At 63.9% G+C, this 10421-nt stretch carries 10 protein-coding genes and 1 pseudogene; 4 read left to right on the top strand and 7 right to left on the bottom strand.

Features of this window, described 5'->3' with window-relative positions:
• Both H3V53_RS22885 and hpnD read right to left on the bottom strand, forming a co-directional pair.
• Nucleotides 1–567, bottom strand: a 567-nt coding sequence (locus H3V53_RS22885) for an FAD-dependent oxidoreductase (RefSeq protein WP_336599896.1), incomplete at its 3' end; no start/stop codon positions are given.
• Nucleotides 567–1415 (bottom strand): presqualene diphosphate synthase HpnD, encoded by an 849-nt coding sequence (gene hpnD, locus H3V53_RS22880; protein WP_336599895.1) that lies wholly within the window; start codon nucleotides 1413–1415, stop codon nucleotides 567–569. The genes H3V53_RS22885 and hpnD, both read right to left, overlap by 1 nt.
• 546 nt (nucleotides 1416–1961) lie before the next feature.
• Between hpnD and H3V53_RS22875 the strand changes: the two genes are divergently transcribed.
• Nucleotides 1962–2384, top strand: a complete 423-nt coding sequence (locus tag H3V53_RS22875; protein WP_336599894.1) for a nuclear transport factor 2 family protein — start codon at nucleotides 1962–1964, stop codon at nucleotides 2382–2384.
• Between the two features lie 48 nt (nucleotides 2385–2432).
• Here H3V53_RS22875 and H3V53_RS22870 read toward each other — a convergent pair whose 3' ends face one another.
• From H3V53_RS22870 to H3V53_RS22860, 3 genes are read right to left on the bottom strand one after another with little or no spacing between them, the layout of a single operon-like run.
• Nucleotides 2433–3371: a GGDEF domain-containing protein gene (locus H3V53_RS22870; RefSeq protein ID WP_336599893.1), complete on the bottom strand. Its 939-nt coding sequence runs from the start codon at nucleotides 3369–3371 to the stop codon at nucleotides 2433–2435.
• The gene (locus H3V53_RS22865) at nucleotides 3368–3991 is read right to left on the bottom strand and encodes a chemotaxis protein CheC (protein WP_336599892.1); all 624 of its coding nucleotides are present in this window, start codon (nucleotides 3989–3991) and stop codon (nucleotides 3368–3370) included. The genes H3V53_RS22870 and H3V53_RS22865 overlap by 4 nt, the downstream gene beginning before the upstream one ends.
• On the bottom strand, nucleotides 3984–4352 hold the full coding sequence (locus H3V53_RS22860) for a response regulator (protein ID WP_054923826.1): 369 nt from the start codon (nucleotides 4350–4352) through the stop codon (nucleotides 3984–3986). Before H3V53_RS22860 ends, H3V53_RS22865 begins: the two co-directional genes overlap by 8 nt.
• 707 nt (nucleotides 4353–5059) lie before the next feature.
• Here H3V53_RS22860 and H3V53_RS22855 point away from each other — a divergent pair.
• Nucleotides 5060–7341: pseudogene (locus tag H3V53_RS22855) on the top strand (hybrid sensor histidine kinase/response regulator).
• Nucleotides 7342–7567: 226 nt separating this feature from the next.
• Entirely contained in the window at nucleotides 7568–8668 is a 1101-nt protein-coding gene (locus H3V53_RS22850; protein ID WP_336599891.1) for a hypothetical protein, read from the top strand.
• A gap of 64 nt (nucleotides 8669–8732) precedes the next feature.
• Here H3V53_RS22850 and H3V53_RS22845 read toward each other — a convergent pair whose 3' ends face one another.
• Nucleotides 8733–9284: an NAD(P)H-dependent oxidoreductase gene (locus H3V53_RS22845; protein WP_054923824.1), complete on the bottom strand. Its 552-nt coding sequence runs from the start codon at nucleotides 9282–9284 to the stop codon at nucleotides 8733–8735.
• A gap of 375 nt (nucleotides 9285–9659) precedes the next feature.
• Here H3V53_RS22845 and H3V53_RS22840 point away from each other — a divergent pair, with 375 nt between their 5' ends.
• On the top strand, nucleotides 9660–9866 hold the full coding sequence (locus tag H3V53_RS22840; protein WP_336599890.1) for a hypothetical protein: 207 nt from the start codon (nucleotides 9660–9662) through the stop codon (nucleotides 9864–9866).
• Between the two features lie 99 nt (nucleotides 9867–9965).
• Here H3V53_RS22840 and H3V53_RS22835 read toward each other — a convergent pair whose 3' ends face one another.
• Complete coding sequence (locus H3V53_RS22835) at nucleotides 9966–10256, bottom strand: DUF1272 domain-containing protein (RefSeq protein ID WP_336599897.1); 291 nt, start codon at nucleotides 10254–10256, stop codon at nucleotides 9966–9968.
• Between the last annotated feature and the right edge of the window lie 165 nt (nucleotides 10257–10421).

Here is a 10421-nt window from a genome sequence, read left to right as displayed (position 1 = left end):
CCCGCCCGCGGCCAGCGTCTCGCGCAGCGCGGCGCCCAACGGGCCGGCGGCGACGGCGCGCGGCTCGAGATTGGTCATCGCCAGCAGAAGCGGCCGCAGCATGCGGTCCCACAGCGGGCCGTTGCTGCGCATTGTCTGCGCGACGGTGCGGCCGGGCTTCGCCCGCAGCAATGGCACGATGGACAGGTAGTCGGTCCATCGCGTGTCCGGCACCCGCGCGCGCTCCTCGAAAATCCACGCGGGAAAGCGTCCCGGCGACATCCGGACGGTCCAGCGCTGGTTCGTCGCGAGATCGGCGAACGGGAACTCGGGCCGGGTCGGTCCGACGAGATCGTCAGCGGACCCGATGGCGCGCACGTAATTCAGTGTGGCCTGCTGGCCGGACAGCACCAGATGATTCCCGCTGTCGACAGCCGTGGCCAGCGTGCGGTCGTAATACGTGCGGCACCGCCCGCCCGCCTGTTCGGCCGCCTCGTACAACACGACCTGCGCGCCGCGCCGCTGCAGTTGCACGGCGGCGGCGAGACCGGCCAATCCTGCGCCGATCACATGGACCAGCTTTCGCATCAAAAGAAGGCGTACCGCGCGACGATTGCCAGCATCCGCAGCTTTGGCTTGCTGACCTTCGTGCGCGGAATGTCGAAGCCGCGCTCCAGCGTACGCTCCAGCAGCACGCGGTACACGCCCGACATGATGCGCGGCGCCTTCACCTGCGCGCGCGGTTGCGCGTCCATGATCGCGTCGGCGGCGGCGAAGTGCTGCTTCGCGCGTTCCGCGAGGGTCGCGCAGACGCGCGGCAGCGACGGATCATCGGCGATCTGCAGCGGATTCGTTGCCGCGATGCCTTCGCGCGCGAGCAATTCGTACGGCAGATAGCAGCGGTTGATTTCCGCGTCTTCGTCGATGTCGCGCAGGATGTTCGTCAACTGCAGCGCGCGCCCCAGATGGTGCGACAGCTCGATGCCAGGCTGCTCCTGCATCCCGAAAATCCTCACCGATAGCCGGCCCGCCGCGCTCGCGACGCGATCGCAGTAGAGATCGAGCGTGGCTTCGTCGGGCGCGCAGATGTCGGCGGCCGCGTCCATTGCCATGCCCTCGATCATCGCGTGGAAGTCTTCGCGCTGCAGGTGAAACGTGTGGATGTGCCGGGTCAGCTCCAGCAGCGACGCCCGCGGCGAGCCGGCGTAGCACGCGTCGATGTCGGCCCGCCAGCGCTCGAGGCCCGCGTCGCGCTCGGCGCGCGGCAGATCGCTGTCGGCGATGTCGTCGACGGCGCGGCAGAAAGCATAGACCTGGTACATCGCATCGCGCTGCGCAGGCGGCAAGATGCGCATCGCGAGGTAAAACGAGCTGCCGGAACTGGCGGCGGCTGCGTCGGTTTGTGTGTCGTCCACGACGAGGTTGGAAACGGCCAAGACGATCTCCGCTGAGACACCCACGACGGGGCGATCAAGAAGTCATGCCTACCCGCAGGGCAAGCCGCCCGCGCGCGCGGACACGCGCGAAACACCGGCCAGGAGGCCGGGAAACGGGCAAAAGTATACCAATCTTTGACAGTCGACGCAGAAGCGGCGGGAACCGCGCGGCGAAGCGAACGGGTGGACACAGGGATCGGTCGCGCGATGCCGTCGTTGAAATTGCGCCTCATATGCAGCGAAGAAAATCATAAATCGCCTTGCAATTGATTTCGGATAAAACATCGCCCGCTTATCTCAAGTTAGGAATTTTCCCAGATACCTGGATATCGATCGCGATTACATTTAGCGCAGCGTTCCGACGCCGCCCGACGGGCGAATGACTCGTACGCCTTGTGCGTCAATCGTTTCGCGCGGTCAGGAATATTCACTTAAATGCCAGGCCGATTTTATCGGCAGATTTTCAATGCGAAATTCTTTCGTAATTCCGTATCTTGATAAATCAACGCATTCGATGATTGATTTGATCCGAAATAAGGAGATCCAATGAAACTCTCGATATTTTTAGCCGCGCCGTTTCTCGCCGCATTGACGCTTTCGACACCCGTTTTCGCCACGCAAAACGACGAAGCGGTGATCCGTCAGATGGAAGAAACGTGGGTCCAGGCCAGCATGCATCACGACCGCGACACGCTGAAAATGCTGCTCGACGACTCGTATCGCGAAATTACGCCGCAAGGCACGACACGCTCGAAAAGTGATGTGCTGAGCGCGCCGCCTGCGCCCGCCGGCTCCACGCAGACACTGCAGAACGTGCAAGTGCAAGTGGACGGCGATCAGGCCACCGCGATAGGCGAGAACCGCTTCATGGCGCCAGACGGCCAGCAGGCCGTATTCGCGTTCAAGGACGATTTCGCGCGCCGCGAAGGTCAGTGGCGCGTCGTCGGTTCGTGGATGAGCCGCAAGTAATGCGCATCGCCGGAGCGGGAAGGCGCCCGCTCTTCCCGCAAAGAACCCTCAGACAAACGCAACCGACCGGTTGCGCCCCTGCCGCTTCGCGCTATAGAGCGCAGCGTCCGCTTCGTTGATCAGCGCTTCGTAGGCCGGCACGCCGACGCGCGCCGCCGCGCCGCCGACACTCGCCGTCACGGGCACGTCGACGCCTTGCACGTCGACGGGCCGATCGCCGATCGTGTTGCGAATTTTCTCCGCGACCAGCATCGCGTCTTCGAGCGGCGTACACGGCAGGAGCAGCGCGAATTCCTCGCCGCCGAAACGCCCGAACGTATCCTGCGCGCGCAAGACGTGCGACACGCGCTGCGCCATCTCGCGCAGCACCGTGTCGCCGACCACGTGGCCGAACTGGTCGTTGATCTTCTTGAAGTGATCGAGATCGAACAGCAGGATGGACAGCTCGCCCCCGTAGCGCTGCCAGCGCGTGTATTCGTCGCGCAGCCGCGCTTCGAAGAAACGGCGATTCGCGATGCCCGTCAGGCCGTCGCGATCGGCGTATTCCTGCAGTTTCGCGACGGCTTCTTCGCGCTCGCGCTGCATGATGCTCACGTGCGTCACATCCGAAATCGTCACGCAGACGGCCTCCACTTCACGCTCGCGCATGAGCGGCATGAACGTGCAGTCCTGCTGCATGAAATCGACGCCGCCGGTGATCGGCCGGTCGTGATCGAACTTGAACAGATACGGGCGCTGTTCCCACGAACTGAACGCGAAGCTGCCAAGCTGAAACACGCTTTCGAGCTTGCGCGTCAGCCAGACGCGCGGCAGTTCCGGGAAGCTCGCGAAAATCGACTTGCCGACCACCTGTTGCGCCGACAGCCCGCTGTGATCGTGCATGAAGCGATTCCACATCAGCACGTTCATCTGGCGGTCGAGCACGAAAATGCCAAAGCCGACCCGTTCGACAACCAGGTCGCTCAGCGTGGGAAGCGGGGCATTCATATGCTGGAAAGCAACGCGTCCAGCGCGTTGCTCAAATGACGGATCGAATCTTCCGCCATCAGCATCACGAGGTGGGCGCGGAAACTCTGATCCTCCAACGCGAAATTCACTTCGACGAGCAGCGCGACTTCCCAGGCGAGCACGTTCGGCTGGAACACGTCGTCGAGCGACATGGCCGAGCCGAGCAGCCCCGGCGGCGAGAACACCGGCATGCGACCGAGCTGGTCGAGAATGCACGACACGCACGCGCCCGTCAGGATGTTGGCGACGTCGAACACCAGTTCTTCCTGCGTCGTCGCCTCATACGCGGATTTCGCGTACGGGTCGTTCACCAGCGAGCAAAGCTGCTCGATGCTGCCGCTGCGGCAGATCACCAGCGCCTCGCCTTTGATGTCGGAGCGAAAGCCCTGTCGAACGGCGCTGACGGGCTCGTTGATGCCCGTCATCTCGCGCAGCGCCTGCGCCCCTTCGCGCACGGCCACCACGCGCACCCGCGGCACCGACAGTTCGATGAACGCATCCAGCAGGAGAGCGAGGCGCTTCGCGGCCTGGCCCATCGCCAGATTGGCGACCTCCTGCAGCGCGTCGCGCTGGTCTTCGTTGAGGACTGGCTCAGACATACAACCCGTACTCCTTGAGGATGGGAAGCACCGCCTCGGTCGTCACGGGCTTCGGAATAAACGCGACCGCGCCAAGCGCGCGAACGCGTTCCGTTGCCATCGGCTGAATATCGGCGGACACGACGATCACGAATGTATTCAGGTCCTCGTGCTGCAAGGCCTCCAGCACCTGATAGCCCGTCATGTCGGGCATCGTCAGGTCCAGAAACATGACCGACGCGCGCCCCTTGCGATAATGCTCGAGCGCTTCGCGTCCATTGGACGCGTAGGTGATGTCGACATCCCAATCCGGCGGCAATGCCTTCGTGAGCACCTTGCGTGCAAGCAACGAATCATCGGCGATCACAATAGGCAAAGACATGGCGGCAAACGGGAAACGGAGTGGGCTCTTTCGTGTTAACGGCGGTGCGTGGCGGAACTTGAGTGAAAGTTCGCCCGCTCTCGCGACGGCGCCGCGTGGACGAGGGCAAGACGGGAGAGCGCAGCCCCCGGTTCGCGGCGTCGCAGAACGGGGCCTGGACGGCGCGTGACGCATGCGCTGCGCGCGGCCGCTGCAGCGTACATGCAATGGACAACGGCAATGACCGGCATGTTTTGAGCCTACCCCGTAGATAATGCGGCGGCAGCAAAACGGCGTTCATGGCCCCGTGGTGCCCCGCTGGTCTCCGCGAGGGTCTGCCCGGCCTTGCATGGCGTGCAATGCCCGGTCCCTCGCGCGGAATTCGCCCGATCATGGCGGGCTGTTTAGTTATCTTGGCGCAATTTTCGAATCAAATGGGCGAAAAGGCAACTCGTCAGAATGCTTTCGTCGAAGTAATTCCACTCATTTTTATCTAATGCTAGTAAAAAATCGAGGATAAACGTGCAAATCCATCATTTTTATACTTTTGTGTACGTTTGCGCTTCCGGATTTGTCGCTGATTGGCTCACTCGTCTGACTAAAGCGGACGGCCCGACGACGCGCCGCCCACGCGCACAAGTTGTTGCATTACGCGCGAGCAAATCGCGCACTTGAACCTATGATGAGAACTCACACGTCTTTCACCGGCCGCCCGCGCGGCTTGCGCCATGACAGCTGACCGGTCCGATTCCGTCGACGCGAACGCCACCGACGTGCGTATCGCCGATGTACGGGCGGACGAAGCCGTCTTTCCCGCCGTCCCCGAGCAGAATTTCGCAGTGCGCCGCATGACGCTGATCGCGTTGCTGGTCGCGGCCGTCCTGGTGCCGTGCGTGTTCGTCGCGGCGATGGCGTTCAACGACCTGCGCACGCGCGAAGCCGACGCCACCGACGCAACGCTGCGCACGGTGCGCGTCGCCGAAGAGCACGCGCTGAAGGTGTTTGACATGAACGAAGCGCTCGATGCGCGCGTCGTCGATCTCGTGCAGGGACTAGACGACGACGGCATCCGCGCGCGCGAGGCCGCAATCCACGAGAAGCTGCAGACGATGGGCGGCGGTTATCCGCAGGTCGCAGCGGTGTCGATCTTCGGACGCGAAGGCACGCTGCTCGCCAGCAGCCGGTTCTTTCCTGCGCCGCCCGTGTCGATCCGCCAGCGCGAGGACTTCGTCGGGATTCGCGACGGGCAGGTGCTCGAGCATGTGTCGAAGGTGATGGTCGGGCATGTGGCGGGCGAGATCGTGTTCAACACGGGCGTCGCGCGGCGCGGCGACGATGGCGCGTTCGAGGGCGTCGTGTCGGTGGCGCTGCGGCCCAGCTACTTCAACGCGTTCTATCGCGAGCTGCTCGGCGGCGCCGATTCACCCATGACGATGGCGCTGACGCGCTCCGACGCGTCGCTGCTCGCGCACTATCCCACGGGCGCGCCGTCGAAGGCCGCTGAGCCCGGGCACCACAACGCCTACATCGAGGCGCTCGCCGAAGGCCGGCGCGCGGGCGTCGTGCGGGTGCGCTCGCCGCTCGACGGCCAGCGCTCGATCGTCGCGTTCCGGCGCGTCGGCTCGTATCCGGCGTACGTGGCCGTGAGCTATCGCACGTCGGCGATCTGGGCCGGGTGGTATCGCCATCTGAGCGTGCTGATCCTGTCGACCTTCGTCCCGTCGATCGTGCTGTGGTGCGTGACCTGGCTGTCGCTCAAGCGTCTCGCCGCCGAAGAGGAAGCGTGGGAGCGCTGGCAGGCGGAAGCGTCGATGCGGCGTTCGATCGAATCCGCGTACCGGCAGTCGCGCAAGATGGAAGCGCTCGGCAATCTGGTCGGCAGCGTCGCACACGATTTCAACAACCTGCTGATGATCGTCTCGGCCAACGTGCAGATCCTCAGGCGGCGCGGGGCGGCCGCGTTCGACCGCGAGTTGTCCGCCGTCGAGCGCGCGTTGAAGAGCGGCCAGTCGCTCACGCGGCAGTTGCTCGGCGTCGCGCGCAAACAGCCGTTGCGCAACGAGACGCTCGACGTCGAGCGCTGGCTGCCGGGCTGCGCGATCTGCTGCGCGCCTCGCTCGGCGCGAAGGTCGCGCTCGTGATGGACGTGGGCGCCGAGGTGTGGCCGATGCGGGTCGATGTCGCCGAACTCGAACTGGCGCTGATCAATGTCGCCGTCAACGCACGCGATGCGATGCCCAACGGCGGCCGCTTCACGGTGCGCGCGAAAAACGTGACCTTCCGCCACGAGGAAGGCTTTCCGATCACGGGCGATTTCGTGCAGCTTTCGCTGGAAGACACCGGCGTCGGCATGCCGCCGGATGTGCTCGCGCGCGCCTTCGAGCCGCTTTACACCACCAAGCCGAAGGGCATGGGCACAGGGCTCGGATTGCCGCAGGTGTTTGCCTTCTGCGAGCGCTCGGGCGGGCTCGCCGCGATCGACAGTGCGATCGGGGCGGGCACGTCGGTGCGGCTGTATTTGCCGCGCGCGACCGAGGCTCCGAAAGCCGAGCGGCCCGCCGAACCCGTCGCGCAAGAAGCGGGCGTGCCGCACGGGTTGCGCATTCTGCTCGTCGAGGATAACGACGAGGTCGCGGCCGGCACGGAAGCACTGCTGCAGATGATGGGACACGAGGTCACCTGTGTGTTCAACGCAGACGCCGCGATGGAGCGGCTCGACGCGGAACGCGCCCGGCAGGCGGACACGGGCGAACCTTTGCCGTTCGATCTCGTGATTTCCGACATCCACATGCCGGGCTCGCTGAACGGCATCGATCTCGCCGAACGCGTGCAGTCGTTCGAAACCAGGCTGCCCGTGATTCTCGTCACCGGCTACGCGGAAGAGCTGGAGCGCGCACGACACGTCGACGCGCGCGTGCTGTCGAAGCCGTTCGATATCGCGCTGCTCGACAAATTCCTGCAGACGCTGCAGCGCGATCTCGCGCATTCGCCCACGCATCCGTCGAGCTGAGTTCCCGCTTGGCGGGCCTTGGTTCCGACGATTTACCTGCATTTTGTAAAAGCGCGCCGCTGTGCACGGCGGGCGCCCGCGCAAAACGGCTTCTGCGCCCGTCGCGCGACTCCCGATGCGGCGCGGCGCGCCGCGTCCCCGCCCGGCATGAAGGTTGCGCAACTGGGGTTATCCTGGATAGCGCGGCGCGGTGCCGCATCCGTTCAGAAAGCCGACGGAGGCAGACATGCAACACACCGTGATTGGACTCTTCCAAACCTATGCGCAGGCCGAGAGCGCACGCAATGTGCTCTTGCAGACCGGCTTCTCATCCGCCGACATCGAGTTGCAGGCGAATCCCGAAACGCCCGTCGACGCCGCGGCCACGCGTTCACCTGGCGTCATCGCCAACATCGAGCGATTTCTGGCGAGTCTGTTCAGCACGTCCGGCCCGACAGCGCCCGAGGCGGAACGCTACACAGAAGCCGTGCGTCGCGGCGCCGTGCTCGTCGCCGTGAACGCCGCGAGCGAGTCGCATGCGCTGCTCGCGCGCGAATCGCTGAGCAAGCTCGGTGCCATCGAAGTCGGCGAGCGCGCGCCCGATGTGGAGCCGGGTATCGAACGCGCCGAGACGTTGGAAGAAAATCGGCGCGAGCACTCGTTGATGGATGAACTCGGACTCAGCACGCCCGCGGCGAAGCCGGCCGCCTCGCAACCGCCCGTCGATGCGCAGCTCGCCGCAGAAGAAGCGCGCCGGCGCGAACGCCTCGATACGATGCACGGCGTGCCGCCCATCGACGAGACGTCGGCGGAGGCGCTTGCCGCAGCGAGCGCGCCGGGCGCGGGCGCCGTGATGCGGCCGGACGTGCCGCCGCCGGAACCGCCACGCGCCGACACGCGGCCGGGCGCAGCGTCCGACGAACGTCCCGATTACTCGATGCGCACGGAAGACAGGCCGTCCGCGCCCGACTTGCCCGCGTCGGCAGCGATTGCAGCGGCGGGCGTCGCCGGGTCAGGCGCCGTCATGACACCCGACACTGCCGCCCCCGCGCGCGCGATGCCCGAGCAGGTGCCGGACGAGTTTGTCGAATATGAAGAAGATTTCCGCGGTCACTACGACGAGGAATACGCGCACGAAGGTCTGCGCTTCGACGAGTACGTGCCCGCCTATCACTACGGCGCGTCGATGGCGCGCGAGATCCGCTATCAGGATCGTTCGTGGGATGAAGTGGAACCGGAAGTGCGCGCGGATTGGGAACGCGAGCGGTCCGTTGGTAGCTGGGAGCGCTTCAAGGCCGCGGTGCGGCACGGGTGGGATCGCGTGACGGGGCACGCGTCACATCGGTGAGTCGCGCGGCAATAACGCGGCGTCCCGCCGAGGGCGCCGCGTCTGAATTTTCCGGACGATGCTGTCAGCCGACGTGACGCTTGACCCACTCCACGTAACGATCGACGAACTTCTGCAGGAATTTGCGCGTGTCGTCGTTCGTGATATTGCCATTTTCGTCGATCTGGCCGGCCGTATGTTTGATGAACATCTCCGGCTGACCGAGCGTGTGGACATCGAGATAGGCGAGCACGTTGCGCAAATGCTGCTGCGAGAGCGCCGTACCCGTCGCGCCAGGCGACGTGCCGATCACAGCGCCCGGCTTGTCACCCCAGACATTGTGCCCCCAGGGACGCGACCCCCAGTCGAGCGCGTTTTTCAGCACGCCGGGCATTGACCGGTTGTATTCGGGCGTGACGAACAGCAACCCGTTTGCGGCCTGAATCCGCTGCTTAAAGTTGCGCGCGACTTCCGGGAAGTCGTCGTCATAGTCCTGGCTATAAAGCGGGAGTGAACCGATATCGAGAAACTCGAAAGAGAAATCAGAAGGCGCAATGGAGATCAGCGCCTTCGCCAGCTGACGGTTGAACGAATCGCGGCGCAAGCTGCCGACGACGACTGCGATGTGATAGGCCATGTCTTTCTTCCTCGGTTGGCGCGATAGCGCGAAAAGGGGGAATACGACCTGTCAATCATAGCCGCCGATGCGCGATCCGAAGGCAGCCTTTTTTGGTGCATCGCGTGACGGTTTCTTGACACGATGTGGATAACGTTCGAACCGGCAAAGTTATCCACAGATTTTTTGGATAACCCTGTGGATAGTTGCGATCTTTGCCTTATCAATCAAGCCGGTCCCCGGGCTGTCGCCTGATGCAACAAGCGGCGCACGACCTCGCTTATCGCAAAAGCTTCAGAGCGAAGTTGGGGGCAAGCGATTCTCAGAGTGACTGAGCGGTCGTCGCGGACGTTGCGGGAACGGCGTTTGCTGCCAAGAGGCCAGGAGGAACTGATCATGACAGTGGAACATTCAGGCAAGTCTCACGACGAAGCATTCGCGGTCCGTCAGCAGCACAAGCCGCGTTCGCTCGAACAGCCCGGCGGCGAGATGGCCGTAGAAGGAACCGAGGCCGATGAAACGCATAGCTGCGGCGAACTCTCGGAACGCGGCAAGCAGGTGTGGCGGACGGGCAGCGGTATCGACGGCGGCGGGAAGACGTGATGGCTTCCTTCCACGCTCACTAATGTGTATAGGGGTGTACAGGGGCGCCACGTGATGCCCCTTTTACTTTGCAGCACGATGAGCGCTTCTGCCGGTCTTTCAGCGCATCGACGGCGGCGTGTCGTGGTATCGCGCAAAGAAGGCGCCATGTGCCGCTTCGTCGACGCTAACCGGATGCCTCTCAGACGAAGCTGGATGCTTCGCCAGCATCGCCGCCGGACGGATCGGACGATGCTGGAAATTGCCACCGCAATTAGGACACACATTGCGCAAGGCGGTCAGCGCGCAGACCTCGCAGAACGTGCATTCGAAACTGCAGATCATCGCGTCGGTGGCGTTCGGCGGCAGCGCTTTGCCGCATCCTTCGCATGACGGTCTTAGCTCCAGCATGGCGATCTCCTGAATGGATTGGGAATTGAATTTAGCTTGTGAGGCGAACGCGCGCGCCCGATGTTCGAAGTGTATGAAGCGGGGCAAAGGCAATAACGTCAGTCCTGCATCAATTCCTGCCACACCGCGATCGGATGATTTGCTTATGCGAATTTATCGGTTCGC

Origin of the sequence: Paraburkholderia bengalensis (assembly GCF_037126505.1) — a bacterium.
GTDB classification, from domain to species: domain Bacteria; phylum Pseudomonadota; class Gammaproteobacteria; order Burkholderiales; family Burkholderiaceae; genus Paraburkholderia; species Paraburkholderia bengalensis.
This window is presented reverse-complemented; position numbering and strand designations above follow the sequence as displayed.